The following is a 17209-nucleotide window of genomic DNA, read 5'->3' as shown; positions in this document are numbered from 1 at the left end:
CGCCCTCGGCGGGACCCTCCCGTCGAGGGCCGATTCATGCGGGGTAACGTCAATGGCGTGTACCGCTTTCTGTTGTCCCGGCAGTGGGTGATCCTCACGCTGGTCGCCCTCCTCCTCATCCCCACGATGATCAGGCTGGGCATCTGGCAGATGCACCGCTACGAGGAGCGCACCGCCCGGAACCAGCTGGTCTCCGAGGCGCTGGGCGCCAAGCCGGTGCCCGTGGAGAAGCTCACCTCCCCCGGGCACACCGTCACCACCGACGAGCGGTACCGCAGCGTGACCGCGAAGGGCCGCTTCGACACCGACGACGAGGTCGTCGTCCGCCGCCGCACCAACTCCGACGACGAGGTCGGCTACCACGTCCTGACCCCCTTCGTCCTCGACGACGGCAAGGTCCTGCTCGTCAACCGGGGCTGGATCCCCGGGGCCCCGACCCAGACGGCGTTTCCCGAGATCCCCGCACCGGCCCGCGGCGAGATCACCGTGACCGGGCGGCTCATGCCTGACGAGACGACCGAAGCGAGCGGCATCAAGAACCTCGAGGGCCTGCCGGACCGGCAGATCATGCTGATCAACAGCGAGCAAGAGGCCCGCCGCCTCGGCAAGCAGGTGCTCGGCGGCTACATCGCGCAGTCAGCACCCGCGCCGAAGGGCGCCACCCCGGAGCCGATCGGCAGGCCCGGCGACGAGGACGCCGCACTGAACTACGCGTACGCGATCCAGTGGTGGCTCTTCGCGGCAGGCGTCCCCGTGGGCTGGGTGATCCTGGTCCGCCGTGAGCGCCGGGACCGGGCGGAGGCCGCTGCCAAGACGGAAGCGCCGGAGGCGGCGACACCGGCCTCCGTATAGGCGGACCGCCCGGAAGCGACACCAGCCGCCCCGTAGGCGCCGCCGGAGGCGACACCGGCCGCCGTATGGCCGTAACCGCCAGGTGCCACCGGCCGGCCGTACAGCCCGGACCGCCGACACGATCCCACTCTGATTGGTCACCGGCCGTGACGGGAACCCGTCACCCGTGCACTCATCGAACGAGCCCCACCCACCCAACGGGTCCGAGGCGACCCACACAGCCGGGAAAGAAACCGAGAAGGCGGACGGGACGGTCCCCGCCATCGAGGACTACGCGCTGATCGGCGACCACCAGACCGCCGCCCTGATCGGGCGGGACGGTTCGATCGACTGGCTGTGCCTGCCCCGGTTCGACTCGGCGGCCTGCTTCGCGAAGCTGCTGGGGGATGAGGAGAACGGTCACTGGAGGCTTGCGCCGAAGGGCGAGGAGGCGTGCACACGGCGGGCGTACCGGCCTGAGTCACTCGTGCTCGACACCGAGTGGGAGACCCCCGAGGGGACGGTACGCGTCACCGACCTGATGCCGCAGCGCGACCGCTCTCCCGACGTCGTACGCGTCGTCGAGGGCCTCAAGGGCCGCGTGACCATGCGCAGCACCCTGCGGCTGCGGTTCGACTACGGCTCGATCGTGCCGTGGATGCGCAAGTCGGACAGCCATCGGGTGGCCGTGGCGGGCCCGGACTCGGTGTGGCTGCGCAGCGAGCCCAAGGTCCGCACCTGGGGCAAGGACTACAGCACACACTCGGAGTTCACGGTCGCCGAGGGCGAAAAGGTCGCCTTCGTGATGACCTGGCACCCCTCGCACGAGCCGCGCCCCCCGCTCGTCGACCCGCACGAGGCACTGGCCTCAAGCGTCGACGACTGGCGGGCATGGGCGGCCCGCTGCCGTTACCGGGGCCCGCACCGGGACGCGGTCGTCCGCTCCCTGATCACCCTCAAGGCCCTCACGTACGCGCCGACCGGCGGCATCGTCGCGGCGCCCACCACCTCGCTCCCGGAAGAGTTCGGCGGCGTACGCAACTGGGACTACCGCTACTGCTGGCTGCGCGACTCCACGCTCACCCTGGGCGCGCTGCTGACGTGCGGCTACCACGAGGAGGCCGAGGCGTGGCGCGACTGGCTGCTGCGTGCGGCGGCGGGTGACCCGGCGGACCTGCAGATCATGTACGGGCTCGCGGGCGAGCGGCGGATCCCCGAGTACGAGGTGCCGTGGCTGCCGGGATTCCAGGGCTCGCGTCCGGTCCGGGTCGGCAACGACGCCGTACGCCAGTTGCAGCTCGACGTGTACGGCGAGGTCATCGACTCCCTGGCGCTGGCCCTGCGCGCCGGCCTGCCGAACAAACCGCACATGTGGCGTCTGCGGGAGGCCCTGATGGAGTTCCTGCGGTCCAACTGGCGCAGGCCCGACGAGGGCCTGTGGGAGGTACGCGGTCCGCGCCGGCACTTCGTGCACTCGAAGATCATGGCGTGGGTGGCCGCCGACCGCACCGCCCGGGCCCTGGAGGAGAACCCCGGCCTGAGCGGCCACCCGGACCGCTGGCGCGCGATGCGCGACGAGGTGCACCGCGAGGTGTGCGAGCGCGGTTACGACCCTGAGCGGAACACCTTCACGCAGTTCTACGGCTCTCGCGAACTGGACGCCTCGCTGCTGCTCATCCCCCGTACTGGCTTTCTGCCACCGGACGATCCGCGGGTGATCGGCACGATCGACGCGATACGCGACGAGCTCGCACACGACGGCTTTCTGCGCCGGTACTCCTCGGAGCAGACGGTGATCGACGGGCTGCCTGGCAGTGAGGGCGCTTTCCTGGTCTGCTCGTTCTGGCTCGCGGACGCGCTGCATCTCACGGGGCGTACGAAGGAGGCGCGCGAGCTCTTCGAGCGCCTGCTCGCGCTCTGCAACGACGTGGGGCTGCTGTCCGAGGAGTACGACCCCGTCGAGGGCCGCCACCTCGGGAACTTCCCGCAGGCGTTCAGCCATATCGGACTGGTGGGCACCGCCCTCACCCTGTTCGGCGAGGAGGGGGCAGGATAGGGGCATGGATCTTGGACTGAAGGACCGTGTCTACGTCGTCACCGGGGCCACCCGCGGCCTGGGCAACGCCTCCGCGCGGGAACTCCTCGCCGACGGCGCGAAAGTGATCATCACGGGCCGGGACGAGAAGACGGTGGCCGAGGCCGCCGCGGCTCTCGGCCCGAACGCCCACGGAGTCGCCGTCGACAACGCCGACCCGGCGGCCTCGGCAAATCTGATAGCCGCCGCACAGGAGCGCTTCGGCGGCTTCGACGGCATTCTGATCAGCGTCGGCGGCCCGGCGCCCGGCTTCGCCGCCGACAACACGGACGAGCAGTGGCAGTCGGCGTTCGAGTCGGTCTTCCTGGGCGCGGTCCGGCTGGCCCGCGCGGCTGCCGCGGAGCTGGCCGAGGGCGGAGTCATCGGCTTCGTGCTCTCCGGTTCGGTGTACGAGCCGATCCCGGGCCTGACCATCTCCAACGGCCTGCGCCCCGGTCTCGCGGGCTTCGCCAAGTCGCTCTCGGACGAGCTCGGCCCGCGCGGCATCCGCGTCGTGGGCGTGCTCCCGGGCCGTATCGCCACGGATCGCATGCGCCAGCTCGACGGCCTGTCCCCCGACCCGGAGGCCACCCGCGCGGCCAACGAGTCCCGCATCCCGCTGCGCCGCTACGGCACCCCGGAGGAGTTCGGGCGGACGGCCGCGTTCCTGCTGTCACCGGCCGCGTCGTACCTGACGGGGGTCATGGTCCCTGTTGATGGCGGGACTCGGCGCGGGTTCTAACTGACCCGTTCCGCCCGGTGCTTGACCCCGCGAAGGCGTACCTCGGCGGGCAGCGCGGCCAGCCCGGCCGAGTCCCTGGCGTGAGCGAGGGCCTGGGTCGTCAGGCCGTGCAGTGCGTCGCCGGGGTCGACGTGCGGTTCGAGGAGCAGCTGTACCCGTGCTTGAGGGGTGCTGCGCTTGCCGGTCAGCGCTGCCTGCGCGCGCTGTACGCCGTCCAGTGCGCCCGCCTCGCCGGCCAGTACGCCCTCCAGGGCGCGCCCGCGCAGCAGTGCCCCCTCGCCGTCGCCGGTGTCGACGAGCACCTCGGCCAGCCGACGCCGTCGTAGTACCGCAATCAGCCACCACAGGGCGAGCAGCACGGTGACGGCGAGTACGGCGATGACGGTGGGCCACCACCAGCCCTCGTCCCGCCAGCGGGTCCGGTCCGCGTCGCTCAGCAGCACATCCCGCTGCCCGTCGTGGACCCACCACGAAGGCGGATCAAGACCGAGGCCCACGGCGAGCACTGAGCCGCCGCCCACGATGAGCAGCAGGCCTGCGAGCCCCACGAGAACACGGTTCACGATCCTCAGCACCGGCCGTCACCCCTTCCGGTTCTTGTTCGCCCGCACGACACGCACGGACAGGGCAGGCCGCCGGGCCAGCCCGAGCCCCTTGATGCCCTGGGCGAGCGCAGCGTCCAAGTCGGCGCGTACATCGTCGAGTTCACGGAAGTGCGACGCCGCCCGCACACCGACCTTCCTGCGCCCCACTCGGACCCGTACCGAGCGCACCCCGGAGACCTCCATGGCCCGGTCGCGCAGCATCGTGGCGGCCGCAGACCGGTGCAGACCGGCCCGTACGTCGGCGTGGGGGCGACGCATCGGCAGTACGTCCCGAAGACCGGGCGTCACGGCGAGCAGCAGCAGCCAGATGCCGAGAGCGGCCGCGACCCCGGCGCCGACGAGCACCCAGATGTCGTCGAGGGGCCGCTCGGCGAGCTCCCGGGCGAGGGACCTGCGCCAGGCCATGGCGGACCGGTCGAGGCGCACGGCGACGACGTCGTACAGCAGGAGGCCCGCGCCGGCCAGGACCAGCAGTGCGAGGATGCCCGCGGGGACACGGCGTACGGACCAGAAGCGGCCGTTCCCGTCGTCCTCGGCGTCGGCGGTGGGCAGCGGGTCGTACGCCGCCGCGGACGCGGACTGGCCGAGTTCACTCTCGGCCGCCTTCTCGATGACGGGCAGTTGGCGGGTGCTCTCGGCGCCCTGGGACTCGCTCATTGGGTCCTCCCCTCTGCCGCGCCGCGTGCCTGCGCGGAGTGCAGGCGCTGCACCTGGACGGCGACCTCGGGCACCTCCATACCCGCCAGCATCCTTACCCGCTGTGTGACTTGGCGACGCACGGCGGCGCACTGGGCGCCGATGTCGGAGGGGTAGTCGAGTTCCAGGCCGATCCGGACACGGGCCACGTCGTGGTGCACGACGACGCTGGCGTGCGGCGGCCCGGCGTCCGGGGGCAGCACGTCCAGGGCCTCGCGCGCCGCCTGCGCGGCGATCTTCGAGACGACGCGGTCGGCGATGCGGAGCGCACCGCGCTCCGCAGGTGCGACGGTCCGGCCGGGGCTGCCGGGCCGGATGGGGGCTCCGGCCGCGGCGAGCTCACCGGTCACGTGCGTCACCGCCGCCGGTCGCCGCGAGTACGGAAGAAGTCACCGAGTTCCCAGTCGCCCTCCAGAAAGCGGCCCACCACGAAGCCGACGGCGCCGAGGGCCGCCACGAGGAGGAAGGCACCGAACCCGCCGAAGTATCCGGCGAAGCCCAGCGCCATTCCGGCGATCATGCCGATCGCGGCCATGCTCATGCTGCGCTCCTCTGAGCATCAAAGGGGGCGGTGCTACTGAAGCCGGGTCTCTTCTTCCTCTTCTTCCTCTTCCGGCAGTTTGACATCGCTGACCGCGATATTGACCTCGACGACTTCAAGACCCGTCATCCGTTCGACGGCCGAGATGACGTTCTCGCGCACGGCGCCGGCGACGTCGGTGATCGAGACGCCGTAGTCGACGACGATCTCCAGGTCGAGCGCCGTCTGTACCTCGCCGACCTCGGCCTTCACGCCCCGGGTCACGGATTTCGCACCGCCCGGGACTCGGTCCCTCACCGCTCCGAAGGTGCGCGAGAGCCCGCTGCCCATCGCATGCACCCCAAGCACATCGCGGGCTGCGAGCCCGGCGATCTTCTCCACCACGCCGTCGGCGATCGTGGTACGTCCCCTGGAGGCCGGGTCGCCTCCCCCGCGCTTGGTCACACTGGGCCTGCGGGGCTGTACTTCCGCCCCCTTCTCGCCCTCGGGGTTGTCCGTCCGGTTCCGCTGCGTCATGTCGGTCATCGCCCTGCGTCCCTTCCGGCTTGCGCTCCTTCCCTCACACTAAGTGTGGTTGCACGGCAGCGCAGCAGGTGATGCGGCAGGCTGGAGCAATGATGGCGGATCAGTGGACCCGGGCAGTACGACGTCAGCTCAGTTTCGGCAGGCTCCTTCCACTGGGGGGCCCGCGCGACGGCGCCTGGATCACGGAGAGGGCGGCCGAGTCCGTGCTGCGCCGCGCCGCGCACCATGTGCCGGGCGTACACCTCGGCACGCTACGGCTCGCGCTCGCCGACCCGGACCAGACATACGTGGCCGCCGTACCGCCTCCGCCCAGCGCCCTGCCGCCGGGGCCACTGCGGATCAGCGGCGAGTTCACCGCCACCCTCGCGACCGGCGAACCCCTCCCCACCCTCGCGTCCCGCCTCCGCGCGACTCTCGCCGAGGCGGCGACGGAGCGGCTCGGGCTGACGGTCACGGAGGTGGATCTACGCGTGACGGGGCTGCTGGAAGAGGGGGGCGAGACCGACGTACGTCCTGGTGAACGGCAGCAGACCACGGAACCTGAGCCTGAGCCTGAGCCGACACTGGAAGACGACGAGTCCCGAGTGGCAGCCGCCGCGCTCAGTGTCCCGGGCGTAGCCCGCCTGACGGGCACACTCGCCGGCCTGGGCCGCGCGGTGCACATCGAGGAGCACTCCGGTGAGGCCACCCTGCCGCGCCGTCACGTCCGCGTGGAGCTCGAGGTCCACGCGGACCGGCGAGCACTGGAGGTGGCCCGTGAGGTCCGAGAGGCGGCGAGCGAAGCACTCCCGGACCACCCATCGGTGGCGGTACTGATCACGAGGATCACAGAATGAGCCGACCAGGCGGGACGCGCCCCTTTGCGACCAGCCACAACGGACCCGCAGCTTCGAACGGCCTCCAGTAACGCGCCTAGTCACCGATCCCGGCAAGGTCCCGCAACCGCCGCCCCTGCGCGGAGCGCTCCGCGACCCGCTGGTCCTCATACGTGCGGTCAACGGCACCCTGGAGCAGCGCCTTCGTCTCGACAAGCGCATCCCGAGGCGCAGCCAACAACGCCGCCCCCAAATCCCGTACCGCATCGTCGAGCTGCTCCGCAGGCACAGCAAGATTCGCCAGCCCCGTACTCACGGCCTCCTCGGCCAGAACAACGCGCCCCGTCGCGCAGATCTCCAGCGCACGGGCGTAGCCGACCAGCCCCACCAGCGGATGCGTACCCGTGAGGTCGGGCACGAGCCCGAGGCTGGTCTCGCGCATGGCGAACTGCACGTCGTCCGCAACGACGCGCAGGTCACAGGCGAGAGCAAGCTGGAAGCCCGCCCCGATGGCATGCCCCTGCACGGCGGCGACGGACACGATGTCGCTGCGCCGCCACCAGGTGAAACCCTCCTGGTACCCGGCGATCGCCGCATCGAGCTCGGCATCGGAACTGCGCGCGAGTTCGATGAACGACGGCTCGCCCTCGAACCCCTCGGGCGAGAACGCCTGCCGATCGAGACCCGCGGAGAAGGACTTGCCCTCCGCGCGCAGCACGACAACGCGAACGGTGCCCGGCAGCAGCCGCCCCGCTTCGGCCAGCGCCCGCCACATAGCGGGGCTCTGCGCATTGCGCTTGGCCGGATTGGTCAGCGTCACCGTGGCGATCGCCTCGTGGACGGTGAGCCGTACGCCGTCCTTGTCGAGTACCGGGTCGAGCGAAGCCATGGGGCGCCTCCGATGGGTGCGGTCAGAGCGGGTGCCGTACGCGCGCACCCTCAAGTGACTGCACAGTAACCACCCGGTCGGTCACCCGACCGACCGGGTGGCCACCATCGGAGAACAAGGAGCCGCCCGGCTTCAGGCCGAGGCGGCCTTCTTACCGCGAGTCGCTCCGCCACGCCCTCGGAGCGTGACTCCCGACTCGCTGAGCATCCGGTGGACGAAGCCATACGAGCGGCCGGTCTCCTCGGCCAGTGCCCGGATGCTCGCACCGGAGTCGTACTTCTTCTTCAGGTCTGCCGCGAGCTTGTCGCGCGCGGCGCCGGTCACCCGGCTGCCCTTCTTCAGAGTCTCGGCCACCCGTGCCTCCTCATGGGAAGTGCGCTCTGGACTTCTCATGATCACCCCTCAAGAGCTTCCTGGCCACCCATTCGGCAAGGTCCGTAGGACAAGCTTTGAGTCGCGGAAGCTCATCCTCACGAGCGGAATCCTTGGTTCCGGGCAGCGGTGTCCGTACGGCCGAACGGGTTCACGCGCGAAGGTCCAGGTCAGCGGAGCGGAGCGGCCGGTCCTCGGCCGGCCGAGGACCCGGCCGCGAAATCGATGTACGACACACCTCGGTACGAGGAGATCTCACACAGATGATGGATCACGGATGAGCCGAATGATCCATACGCAGTTGATCAGTCATTCGATCAAGCCCCGCTGACCCCGCCCCGGACCGTGCGCGGCTCAGGCGAGGGCGACAAGGTCCGCGTAGTCCGCGCCCCACAGGTCCTCGACGCCGTCGGGCAGCAGGATGATCCGCTCCGGCTGGAGTGCGTCGACCGCGCCCTCGTCGTGGGTGACGAGGACGACGGCGCCCTTGTAGGTGCGCAGGGCGCCGAGGATCTCCTCGCGGCTGGCCGGGTCGAGGTTGTTGGTCGGTTCGTCGAGGAGGAGGACGTTCGCGGACGACACCACGAGGGTGGCGAGCGCGAGGCGGGTCTTCTCGCCGCCGGACAGGACCCGGGCCGGCTTGTCGACGTCGTCGCCGGAGAACAGGAAGGAGCCGAGGGTCTTGCGCACCTCGACGAGGTCGAGGTCGGGGTTCGCGGAGCGCATGTTCTCCAGCACCGTGCGATCCGGGTCGAGGGTCTCGTGCTCCTGCGCGTAGTAGCCGAGCTTGAGTCCGTGGCCCTCCACGACCTGGCCGGTGTCGGGCTTCTCCACGCCGCCGAGGAGCCTCAACAGGGTCGTCTTTCCGGCGCCGTTGAGGCCCAGGATGACGACCCGTGAGCCCTTGTCGATGGCCAGGTCGACGTCGGTGAAGATCTCCAGAGAGCCGTACGACTTCGACAGACCCTCCGCGGTGAGCGGTGTCTTGCCACAGGGCGCGGGCTCGGGGAAGCGCAGCTTGGCGACCTTGTCGGACTTGCGCTCGGCCTCCAGGCCGGCCAGCAGCTTGTCGGCGCGGCGGGCCATGTTCTGCGCGGCGACGGTCTTGGTGGCCTTGGCACGCATCTTGTCGGCCTGCGAGTGGAGGGCGGAAGCCTTCTTCTCGGCGTTCTGCCGCTCGCGCTTACGCCGCTTCTCGTCGGCCTCGCGCTGCTGCTGATACAGCTTCCAGCCCATGTTGTAGACGTCGATCTGGGAGCGGTTGGCGTCGAGGTAGAACACCTTGTTGACGACCGTGTCGACGAGGTCGACGTCGTGGGAGATCACGATGAAACCGCCGCGATACGTCTTCAGGTAGTCGCGCAGCCAGACGATCGAGTCGGCGTCGAGGTGGTTCGTCGGCTCGTCGAGGAGCAGGGTGTCGGCGTCCGAGAAGAGGATGCGGGCCAGCTCGATACGGCGGCGCTGACCGCCGGAGAGTGTATGCAGGGGCTGGCCGAGCACCCGGTCCGGCAGGTTGAGCGCGGCGGCGATGGTGGCGGCCTCGGCCTCGGCGGAGTATCCGCCCTTGGTGAGGAACTCCGTCTCCTGGCGCTCGTACTGCCTGAGTGCCTTGTCGCGGGTGGCGCCCTGGCCGTTCGCGATGCGCTGTTCGTTCTCGCGCATCTTGCGGATCAGGGTGTCCAGGCCACGCGCGGACAGGATGCGGTCGCGGGCGAGCATGTCGAGGTCGCCGGTACGCGGGTCCTGCGGGAGGTAGCCGACCTCGCCGGAGCGGGTGACGGTGCCCGCGGCGGGCACGCCCTCGCCTGCGAGGACCTTGGTGAGGGTGGTCTTGCCCGCGCCGTTGCGGCCGACCAGGCCGATGCGGTCGCCCTTGGCGATACGGAAGGTGGCGGACTCGATGAGGATGCGGGCACCGGCACGCAGCTCGATACCGGAGGCGGAAATCACGGACAGACTCCAGGGCGGGGTTGATGACGGAGTGGGCGAATGAGGTGGTGCCGCCGTAGCGCGCGCTTGGAAGTGTGGTGGCGGGCGACGGGCGGGGCGATCACGCCGTCTAATGCGCGAGGAGAATGGCCATGGGGCCAGTCTAACGGGGGTCTGCAAGCAGTTTTTCTGCGTGCGCATGTTCTACGTCACCTTTGCGGCCCGGCAGTTCGTCGCCCCGAGAGCCGGGGATTCCGGCTCCGAGGGCGTTGTCAGTGCCTGGTGCAAGACTGGGAGGAGGTCGGATTCAGCAGGTCACATGCGGCGACGAGGCGAGAGGAAGTGGTCGGCATGGCGGGCACGGTCGGCGGACGCCCGAGCATCTTTCCGACGCTGCTGTACGGGGACGCGAAGGCCGCGATCAGGCAGCTCACGGAGGCCTTCGGCTTCATCGAGGCGTCGGTGTACGAGGGCGAGGACGGCACGGTGCTGCACGCGGAGCTGGTGCAGGGCAATGGCGCGGTGATGCTCGGCTCCAGGGGCCGCGGCGGCCGCTTCGACGAGGCGATGAAGGGCTCGACCCACACCGGGGTGTACGTCGTCGTGGACGACGTCGACACGCACCACCAGCGGGCCGTCGACCACGGGGCGGAGATCCTCATGCCCCCGACGGACCAGGACTACGGATCGCGGGACTACATGGCGCGTGACCTGGAGGGCAACATCTGGAGCTTCGGCACGTACGCCCCCGAAATACAGACCTGACGCCGAATCCCGAATACGGGCCTGACCACGCCGCCCCCACTCGGCGACTCAGTTGCCTCCGGTGTGCACCTGGAAGGCGGCGCGGCGTACGGCCCTGGCCAGGGCCGGGTCGGGGTGGGCGGCGGCGAGGGCGACCAGGACCTGCACGGTGCGGGGGTGGCCGACGGCGCGGACCTCGTCGAGGAGCGCGGGCACGGTGGGCTGCACCGCGGACTCCAAGTGCCGTACGAGCAGCGGGGCTTCGCCGTGGTCGGCAACGGCCGCGGCGGTGTCCACCCACAGCCAGGTGGCCTCTTCGCGGGTGAGGATCTCGTGGGCGTCCTCGGGATCGTGACCGTCGTGCACGGCGAGCCACAGCAGGGCGTACGGACGCAGGTGGACCTCGTCGACGACGGCGCGTACGTCCGGCTCGGCGGGGGCGCCGACGACGCGCAGCGCTTCGAAGGCGAGCCCGCGCAGCAGGGCGTCCTCGCCCCGGGCGGCGTCGAGGAGTTCGGTGACGGCGCTGCCGACGGGGCGGGCGGCGAGCCAGGCGCGGTATTCGGCACGGGCCGCGTTGGGACGCAGCTGGGCACAGCCGCGGAGCATGTCCTCGGCCGGCTGCTCGATGTTTCCGGCGGGGCTCTGCGCGGCGACGCAGATCTGCTCCAGCTTGACCCACACCGCCCAGCTGCCCAGCGGGGTGAGCGTGGCCTGGCCGTCGGCGCAGGTGAGGGCGCCCACGGAGGCGAGGGCGTGAAGGGCCCAGTCGAGGAGGGGGGCGAGAGGGGTGTCGTGTGCCGGTTCCTCCACCGGCTCGGGCTGCGGCCCGTACGGGATTTCGCAGCGCTCGGTGCGCAGTTCCGTGACGCGCTGGTCGAGGAGGTCGAGGAGTTGGGTGACGGGGACGGGGCCGGCCGAGAGCTGGAGGAACGAGAGCACCTGGGGCATCGCGGAGACGACTTCGGCGACGGCCGCGTGCTCCTGGTCCTCGGGCTCCGGGCAGGCGAGCGACCAGGCGTCGAAGAGGGCGACCCAGCCGCGCAGTACGGCGCTGTCGTCGCGGTTCCAGGCGCGCAGCCGCCATCCGGGGCGGGCGCTGTGGCCGTGCACCTCGATGAGGCCCGCGAGACGTGCGGTGTCCCAGTCCGCGCGGACCTGAGCCGGAGTCAGGGCCAGGTCGTCAGCGGCCCGTTGGGCACTCGCCTCGGAGAGCGTGCCCGTGGCGTCGGGTGGCGTGCCGTCGAGGTCCCGGCCGGGGCTGAGCGCGGCGTCGGCCCAGCGGGCGACACGGGCCGCGCCGGCGAGCTGGGCACGCGCCATGCGGGCCAGTTCCGCGGGCGCCGGGGTGCCCTCGGGCGGTCGCGGTGCGGGTCGGCGCGTACGCCGTTGGTCCATCGCTCGGGGAGCGGCGGCCAGGGGTCGTGAGCGGACGAGTCGGAGCCTGGAGTCGCGCGGGATACGGGACGTCACGGGGGCAGTCTTCCGGTTGACGGTCCGAAAACCCAAACGGAAGGTCGCGGAGGGCGACAGGGAAGGCCAACGCACCGGGCTCCACGGGCCCTCACAGCCCCCGGCAACCAGGTGCTCAGGGTCGAACCGGAAGCCGAGAGGGAGCACGAAGGAACAGGAAGGAGAGGAAGGAGAGGAAGGAGAGGAGGGAGGCGGGGGAGGAAGGCTAGGGGAGCCGAGGGCTACATCAGCGGAGTGAGGAAGCGGCGCAGGGCCTCTTCGTAACCGGCCGGGTCGGCGTTCCACATGGCTCCGTGCGGGGCGTTCCGGACGGTGTGCAGGGTGACCAGGTCCGGGCGGCGGTCGGCGAGACGGCGGGAGTGCGCCCAGGGTGCGACCGCGTCGTCCGGGCCGTGCAGGACGAGGACCGGCACCTTGAGCAGGTCGGGGTCGGCCGCGCCCTGGATCCGGTCGCCCTGCATGCCCGTGCGGCCCTGAGCGGCGCGGACGGCCAGCGGAAGCAGGGCGCCGGGGATGCGGCGGGCCGCGGCGAGGGCGCGCAGCGTGTCCTCCCAGCTGAGGACGGGCGAGTCCAGCACGAGCCCGGAGATCCGGTCGCGCAGCGCGGAGTGCGCGGCGGCGCGCACCGCCATGGTGGCGCCGGTGGACCAGCCGTACAGGACGACTTGTTCGGCGCCGGAGCGCACGGCGTAGCGGATCGCCGCGTCGAGGTCGGGCCACTCGGTCTCGCCGAGGTGACAGAGGCCGTCTGGTGGGCGGGGTGCGCCGGGGTCACCGCGGTAGGCGAGGTCGAGAACGGGGAAGCGGAGGCGGTGCAGCAACTCCATGACGTTCATGGGGTGTTCGCGGGTGGTGCCCAGACCGTGCACGGTGATCACCCAGGGCTCGCGGGCGCCTGGCAAGAACCAGGCGGGCAGGGCGCCGAGTTCGCCGGGGATGTCGACGTCGGTGTGGTCGAGGCCGAGCGCGGTGCTCGGGTCGCCGATGTGCACGGTCGGGGTGAACCACACCTTGTCGCCGGCTTCCAGCGTGCCGCGGGTGACGCGTTCCAGTCGGCGTACGACCGTGTCGGCGGGGTGCGGGACGGCGTCCAGGACCGTACCGACGACGGCATGGCTCGCGTTGTCGCTCAGGCCGTACATGCCCGGCCGCTGGGAGGCCAGGGCGCGGGTGAGCGTGATCCGCCCGGCAGCCGTGGCGTGCACGGTGAGCCGGGGTTCGGTGGGCAGCGGTCGGTCCGGCGACGCCTTCAGGGCGGCGTCGCTCGCGAAGCGGCCGGCCGCGACGGTGGCGGCTCCGGCGGCCAGGGCGGCGGTGACGGCCGCGGCCGTCACTTTCACTGTGCGCACGGGTCCAGTCTCCAGACGGAGCCCGCTGTCGGCCAGCCGAAGGGACCGTGAAAAGTGCGCCCGGAGGGCGGCTACGGCTGGCCGTACCCCTTCAACCGCTCCCCCACCTCCGCCACCTGCTCCCGGCTCAGCAGCGACGGCGAGTGGCCCGGAAGCGACGACGCCGTCAGCCACAGGCGGCACATCCACTCCAGCTGGGCCGTGCGGTCGTAGGCCTGGAGGAGGGTGGTGCCGTAGGTGAGTGTGCCGTGGTTCTGGAGGAGGCAGGCCGTGCGGTTCCGCAGTGCCCGGAGCATGTTCTCGGCCAACTTTTCCGTGCCGTAGGTCGCGTAGGGGGCGACGCGGACGGGGCCGCCGAGCGCGGCGGCCATGTAGTGGATGAGCGGCAGCTCGGGGACGAGCGTGGAGACGGCCGTGGCGTGCACGGCATGGGTGTGGACGACGGCACGGGCGTCGGTGCCGCGGTAGACCGCCAGATGCATGGGCAGTTCGCTGGTCGGAACGAGTGAACCGAGCACCTGCCGGCCGTCGAGACCGACCCCGCAGACGTCCTCGGGCCCGAGTTCGTCGTATGGGACTCCGGTCGGCGTGACCAGGACGGTGTCCCCGACCCGGACCGACACATTGCCCGACGTTCCGACAACCAGCCCTTCGGACACCGTCCGGCGGGCCGTCGCCACAAGCTCGCGCCAGGCCCGTTCCGTCGCGTCCCGCGCGCCCTGCCCCGCCACGTCCCGCCCGTACCCTGCGTCCCACCGCTCTTCGGCCATGCCGCGATCCTGCCAGCCGCGCGCCCCGGCCCGGCGCGGGCCGGGGCACTTTAGGGCGGAACGCGCACCTCCGAAAGGGCGCATATACGAACAGAACGCCCGCCCGGATCAATTGGCCGACGACCGACGGAGTTTCACGGATCTTCCAATAACCTCGGGGAGATTTGTCGTGCACGCCGCCATTCCGGGGGGAAAAATGGCCCGTGATCGCAAACCGTCCCGAAGTCGCCGGCTGTCACGCAGTCGTCGCGCCCGTTTCGCCGTGCTCTCCGTGGCGACTCTGACCATCGGCACCACCGCCCTCGTCGAGGTTCCGGTCTCGGCGGCAGCCAAGCCCAAGGGGCACGACGTCTCTTCGCACCAGAAGAACGTCAACTGGTCGAAGGCGAAGAGCAAAGGCGCCAAGTTCGTCTATGTGAAGGCGACCGAGTCCCACACCTACCGCAATCCCTATTACGGCCAGCAGTACCACGGCGCCCGCAACGCGGGCCTGGTCCGCGGGGCGTACCACTTCGCGCTGCCGCACAAGTCGTCCGGCCGGACACAGGCGGCGTACTTCGTACGCAACGGAGGCGGCTGGCGGGCGGACGGCTGGACGCTGCCACCCGCGCTCGACATCGAGTACAACCCGTACGGCAAGAAGAAGTGCTACGGCCTGAGCAAGGCCAAGATGGTCGGCTGGATCAAGTCGTTCAGCAACGAGGTGAAGCGGCAGACCGGCCGCCGCCCGGTGATCTACACCACCACGCACTGGTGGAAGAACTGCACCGGCAACAGCTCGGCGTTCGCCTCGAACCACGCACTCTGGCTGGCCCGCTACAGCTCGTCGGCGGGGGCGCTGCCTGCGGGCTGGAGGACGTGGACGTTCTGGCAGTACGACAACGGCGGGAGCCTGCCGGGTGACCAGAACGTGTTCAACGGTTCCATGAGCCGGCTCAAGAAGTTCGCGAAGGGCTAGAAGCAAGGGCCGGCGGAGCCCGGCACTCCGCCTCAGTTCGACTACACGCCACCCCTCCGGGTACCTGGAGGGGTGGCGTCTCGTTACAGTGACGCCTCGTTTCGATACATCTCGTGGCCCTGCTGAGTTCATCTTCCGTTCATCCAGGTTGCCTACGGTCCACGAGCCGCTGACGTCCAATAGAAGACCAGGTAAATGGAGAACTTCTCGCTGATCCTCGCGATAGTGGTGGTCACCGCCCTCGCGTTCGATTTCACGAACGGTTTCCACGACACCGCCAACGCGATGGCCACTACCATCTCGACCGGCGCGATGCGGCCCAAGGCCGCGGTGGCCATGTCCGCCGTACTCAATCTTGTCGGCGCCTTCCTCTCGATCGAGGTCGCCAACACCATCTCCAAGGGCCTGGTCGACGAAACCGGCATCCAACCCGAGGTGATCTTCGCCGCGCTCGTCGGCGCCATCCTCTGGAACCTGCTGACCTGGCTCGTAGGCCTGCCGTCCAGTTCCTCGCACGCCCTCATGGGCGGCCTGATCGGCGCCACCATCGCCTCGGCCGGCGCCGGCGCGGTGCACGGCGACGTCCTGGTCACCAAGGTGCTGATCCCCGCGATCGCCGCCCCGCTGGTCGCGGGCCTTGCCGCGATGCTTGCCTCCAAGCTGACGTACAGGCTCGGCAGGAACGCGAACGGCGAAGCCGCCAAGAAGGGCTACCGCACAGGTCAGATCGCCTCCGCGGGGCTCGTCTCGCTGGCTCACGGCACGAACGACGCGCAGAAGACCATGGGCATCATCACCCTCGCCCTGGTCACCGGCGGCGCCATCGCCCCCGACTCCGACCCGCCCGTCTGGGTCATCCTCTCCGCCGGTCTCGCGATCGCACTCGGCACCTACCTCGGCGGCTGGCGCATCATCCGGACGATGGGCAAGGGACTCACCGACCTCCAGCCGCAGCAGGGCTTCGCCGCCCAGACCAGCGCGGCCACGGTCATCCTGGCCTCCTCGCACCTCGGCTTCTCCCTGTCCACCACGCACTCGGTCTCCGGCTCGGTGATGGGCGCGGGCCTCGGCCGCAAGGGCGGTGTGGTCCGCTGGTCCACCGCCACCCGGATGTTCGTCGCCTGGGGCCTGACGCTGCCGGCAGCGGCCCTGGTCGCCGCGATCGCGGAGTACGTGACCTCCTTCGGCACCTGGGGCACCGCGTTCGTCGCCGTCTTCCTGATCGCGTCCAGCGCCGCGATCTGGGTGGTCTCCCGCCGCGAGGTGGTCGACCACACGAACGTCAACGAGGTCGACGACGCAGAGGAGACCCCCGACGTGGTGACCACGGCCATCGCCGCCGTCACCCCGCCCCCGACGGGCACCGTCGAAGAGCCGGACACCGAGCCCGCCACCCGCACCGCCACGGTCTGAGGAATCCACACCATGCACATCGACTGGGCAGCCCTCGGCTCCGTCTTCGGAGTCAGCCTCATCGTCACCGTCGCCCTCGTGGGCCTGTTCACCCTCGGCATCGCCGGCCTCTCCCGGCGCGAGTCGGCGTCCGCCCAGGGCAACTCCGCGCTCCTCGCGACCACCGGCGCGTACGCATGCTTCACGGCGTGCACGGCGGCGGTCGCGTACGGCATCTACCTGATCGTGGCCTGACGTCCCTGCACCCCACCCTTTGACGTCCGGCGCCCCACCCGCCCGTGTGGGCCTTAGCACACTCTCCCTCCGCAGGTCAGCGGCAAGTTGACGGCGGTTCGCGGGCGTGGTGGACTGCCCGAGCCAAGTACGGCGGCAGAAGAGGAAGCCGGTGTGAGTCCGGCGCGGTCCCGCCACTGTGACCGGGGAAGCAGTTCCCCGGGAGCCAGGAACTCTCGCCGTCGGTCTCGTCGAACCAGGGCGCGG

General features: G+C 70.6%; 19 protein-coding genes and 1 riboswitch. Of the genes, 8 read left to right on the top strand and 11 right to left on the bottom strand.

What is annotated here, in order from left to right; all coding sequences use genetic code 11:
* Nucleotides 1–57 precede the first annotated feature (57 nt).
* The 3 genes from ACGFNK_RS13720 (at nucleotide 58) to ACGFNK_RS13710 (ending at nucleotide 3647) form a co-directional block, all read left to right on the top strand.
* On the top strand, nucleotides 58–852 hold the full coding sequence (locus ACGFNK_RS13720) for an SURF1 family protein (protein WP_393415481.1): 795 nt from the start codon (nucleotides 58–60) through the stop codon (nucleotides 850–852).
* A 262-nt stretch (nucleotides 853–1114) separates the two neighbouring features.
* Nucleotides 1115–2887 carry a glycoside hydrolase family 15 protein gene (locus ACGFNK_RS13715; protein WP_393415578.1) on the top strand — a complete coding sequence of 591 codons (1773 nt, stop codon included), beginning with the start codon at nucleotides 1115–1117 and terminating at the stop codon, nucleotides 2885–2887.
* A gap of 4 nt (nucleotides 2888–2891) precedes the next feature.
* Nucleotides 2892–3647: an SDR family oxidoreductase gene (locus ACGFNK_RS13710; RefSeq protein ID WP_393415479.1), complete on the top strand. Its 756-nt coding sequence runs from the start codon at nucleotides 2892–2894 to the stop codon at nucleotides 3645–3647.
* Here the strand turns inward: ACGFNK_RS13710 and amaP are convergent.
* The 5 genes from amaP to ACGFNK_RS13685 are packed head-to-tail and all read right to left on the bottom strand — an operon-like array spanning nucleotide 3644 to nucleotide 6014.
* Nucleotides 3644–4222, bottom strand: a complete 579-nt coding sequence (gene amaP / locus ACGFNK_RS13705) for an alkaline shock response membrane anchor protein AmaP (protein ID WP_393415477.1) — start codon at nucleotides 4220–4222, stop codon at nucleotides 3644–3646. The two genes, ACGFNK_RS13710 and amaP, sit on opposite strands and share 4 nt — an antisense overlap.
* 6 nt (nucleotides 4223–4228) lie before the next feature.
* Nucleotides 4229–4909 (bottom strand): DUF6286 domain-containing protein, encoded by a 681-nt coding sequence (locus ACGFNK_RS13700; RefSeq protein WP_393415475.1) that lies wholly within the window; start codon nucleotides 4907–4909, stop codon nucleotides 4229–4231.
* On the bottom strand, nucleotides 4906–5298 hold the full coding sequence (locus ACGFNK_RS13695) for a hypothetical protein (RefSeq protein WP_393415473.1): 393 nt from the start codon (nucleotides 5296–5298) through the stop codon (nucleotides 4906–4908). The genes ACGFNK_RS13700 and ACGFNK_RS13695 overlap by 4 nt, the downstream gene beginning before the upstream one ends.
* A 5-nt stretch (nucleotides 5299–5303) precedes the next feature.
* On the bottom strand, nucleotides 5304–5489 hold the full coding sequence (locus ACGFNK_RS13690; protein WP_393415471.1) for a hypothetical protein: 186 nt from the start codon (nucleotides 5487–5489) through the stop codon (nucleotides 5304–5306).
* A 33-nt stretch (nucleotides 5490–5522) separates the two neighbouring features.
* Nucleotides 5523–6014 (bottom strand): Asp23/Gls24 family envelope stress response protein, encoded by a 492-nt coding sequence (locus ACGFNK_RS13685; RefSeq protein WP_393415470.1) that lies wholly within the window; start codon nucleotides 6012–6014, stop codon nucleotides 5523–5525.
* Nucleotides 6015–6103: 89 nt separating this feature from the next.
* Between ACGFNK_RS13685 and ACGFNK_RS13680 the strand changes: the two genes are divergently transcribed.
* On the top strand, nucleotides 6104–6850 hold the full coding sequence (locus ACGFNK_RS13680; protein WP_393415468.1) for a nucleopolyhedrovirus P10 family protein: 747 nt from the start codon (nucleotides 6104–6106) through the stop codon (nucleotides 6848–6850).
* Nucleotides 6851–6926: 76 nt separating this feature from the next.
* On the opposite strand, the gene ACGFNK_RS13675 is transcribed toward ACGFNK_RS13680, so the two are convergent.
* The 3 genes from ACGFNK_RS13675 to ACGFNK_RS13665 all read right to left on the bottom strand — a co-directional run bounded on the left by ACGFNK_RS13675 (nucleotide 6927) and on the right by ACGFNK_RS13665 (nucleotide 10043).
* Nucleotides 6927–7718 (bottom strand): enoyl-CoA hydratase/isomerase family protein, encoded by a 792-nt coding sequence (locus ACGFNK_RS13675; protein WP_393415466.1) that lies wholly within the window; start codon nucleotides 7716–7718, stop codon nucleotides 6927–6929.
* Nucleotides 7719–7850: 132 nt separating this feature from the next.
* Complete coding sequence (locus ACGFNK_RS13670) at nucleotides 7851–8072, bottom strand: helix-turn-helix domain-containing protein (protein ID WP_006123601.1); 222 nt, start codon at nucleotides 8070–8072, stop codon at nucleotides 7851–7853.
* Nucleotides 8073–8444: 372 nt separating this feature from the next.
* Nucleotides 8445–10043, bottom strand: coding sequence for an ABC-F family ATP-binding cassette domain-containing protein (locus ACGFNK_RS13665; RefSeq protein WP_386345455.1), 1599 nt, complete (start codon nucleotides 10041–10043; stop codon nucleotides 8445–8447).
* Nucleotides 10044–10373: 330 nt separating this feature from the next.
* Between ACGFNK_RS13665 and ACGFNK_RS13660 the strand changes: the two genes are divergently transcribed.
* Nucleotides 10374–10787, top strand: a complete 414-nt coding sequence (locus tag ACGFNK_RS13660) for a VOC family protein (RefSeq protein WP_386345457.1) — start codon at nucleotides 10374–10376, stop codon at nucleotides 10785–10787.
* Nucleotides 10788–10835: 48 nt separating this feature from the next.
* Here the strand turns inward: ACGFNK_RS13660 and ACGFNK_RS13655 are convergent, their stop codons facing one another.
* From ACGFNK_RS13655 to ACGFNK_RS13645, 3 genes are all read right to left on the bottom strand, one after another.
* Entirely contained in the window at nucleotides 10836–12239 is a 1404-nt protein-coding gene (locus ACGFNK_RS13655) for a hypothetical protein (protein WP_393415464.1), read from the bottom strand.
* Between the two features lie 221 nt (nucleotides 12240–12460).
* Nucleotides 12461–13588 (bottom strand): alpha/beta hydrolase family protein, encoded by a 1128-nt coding sequence (locus ACGFNK_RS13650; protein ID WP_393415462.1) that lies wholly within the window; start codon nucleotides 13586–13588, stop codon nucleotides 12461–12463.
* A 71-nt stretch (nucleotides 13589–13659) separates the two neighbouring features.
* Nucleotides 13660–14358, bottom strand: a complete 699-nt coding sequence (locus tag ACGFNK_RS13645) for a class II aldolase/adducin family protein (RefSeq protein WP_393415460.1) — start codon at nucleotides 14356–14358, stop codon at nucleotides 13660–13662.
* A 196-nt stretch (nucleotides 14359–14554) separates the two neighbouring features.
* On the opposite strand from ACGFNK_RS13645, the gene ACGFNK_RS13640 reads away from it, so the two are divergent.
* From ACGFNK_RS13640 to ACGFNK_RS13630, 3 genes are all read left to right on the top strand, one after another.
* A complete protein-coding gene (locus ACGFNK_RS13640; RefSeq protein WP_393415576.1) occupies nucleotides 14555–15316 on the top strand; it encodes a lysozyme in 762 nt (253 codons plus the stop codon).
* A 195-nt stretch (nucleotides 15317–15511) separates the two neighbouring features.
* Nucleotides 15512–16729, top strand: coding sequence for an anion permease (locus ACGFNK_RS13635; RefSeq protein ID WP_393415458.1), 1218 nt, complete (start codon nucleotides 15512–15514; stop codon nucleotides 16727–16729).
* 12 nt (nucleotides 16730–16741) lie between these two features.
* Entirely contained in the window at nucleotides 16742–16963 is a 222-nt protein-coding gene (locus ACGFNK_RS13630) for a hypothetical protein (protein WP_393415456.1), read from the top strand.
* A gap of 97 nt (nucleotides 16964–17060) precedes the next feature.
* A riboswitch (cobalamin riboswitch) is annotated at nucleotides 17061–17201 on the top strand.
* The last annotated feature ends 8 nt before the right edge of the window (nucleotides 17202–17209 follow it).

This window comes from Streptomyces sp. NPDC048825 (assembly GCF_043198355.1).
GTDB classification, from domain to species: Bacteria; Actinomycetota; Actinomycetes; order Streptomycetales; family Streptomycetaceae; genus Streptomyces; species Streptomyces xiangluensis.
Note: the sequence above shows the minus strand (reverse complement) of the source record. Positions and strands in the feature narration are given on the sequence as shown.

Bases quoted from the DNA above. Each gene is read 5' to 3' on its own strand.
- ACGFNK_RS13630 (WP_393415456.1), top strand. From the start codon at position 16,742: ATGCACATCGACTGGGCAGCCCTCGGCTCCGTCTTCGGAGTCAGCCTC.
- ACGFNK_RS13700 (WP_393415475.1), bottom strand. From the start codon at position 4,909: ATGAGCGAGTCCCAGGGCGCCGAGAGCACCCGCCAACTGCCCGTCATC.
- ACGFNK_RS13675 (WP_393415466.1), bottom strand. From the start codon at position 7,718: ATGGCTTCGCTCGACCCGGTACTCGACAAGGACGGCGTACGGCTCACC.
- ACGFNK_RS13685 (WP_393415470.1), bottom strand. From the start codon at position 6,014: ATGACCGACATGACGCAGCGGAACCGGACGGACAACCCCGAGGGCGAG.
- ACGFNK_RS13660 (WP_386345457.1), top strand. From the start codon at position 10,374: ATGGCGGGCACGGTCGGCGGACGCCCGAGCATCTTTCCGACGCTGCTG.
- ACGFNK_RS13635 (WP_393415458.1), top strand. From the start codon at position 15,512: ATGGAGAACTTCTCGCTGATCCTCGCGATAGTGGTGGTCACCGCCCTC.
- ACGFNK_RS13680 (WP_393415468.1), top strand. From the start codon at position 6,104: ATGATGGCGGATCAGTGGACCCGGGCAGTACGACGTCAGCTCAGTTTC.
- ACGFNK_RS13645 (WP_393415460.1), bottom strand. From the start codon at position 14,358: ATGGCCGAAGAGCGGTGGGACGCAGGGTACGGGCGGGACGTGGCGGGG.
- ACGFNK_RS13640 (WP_393415576.1), top strand. From the start codon at position 14,555: ATGGCCCGTGATCGCAAACCGTCCCGAAGTCGCCGGCTGTCACGCAGT.
- ACGFNK_RS13710 (WP_393415479.1), top strand. From the start codon at position 2,892: ATGGATCTTGGACTGAAGGACCGTGTCTACGTCGTCACCGGGGCCACC.
- ACGFNK_RS13690 (WP_393415471.1), bottom strand. From the start codon at position 5,489: ATGAGCATGGCCGCGATCGGCATGATCGCCGGAATGGCGCTGGGCTTC.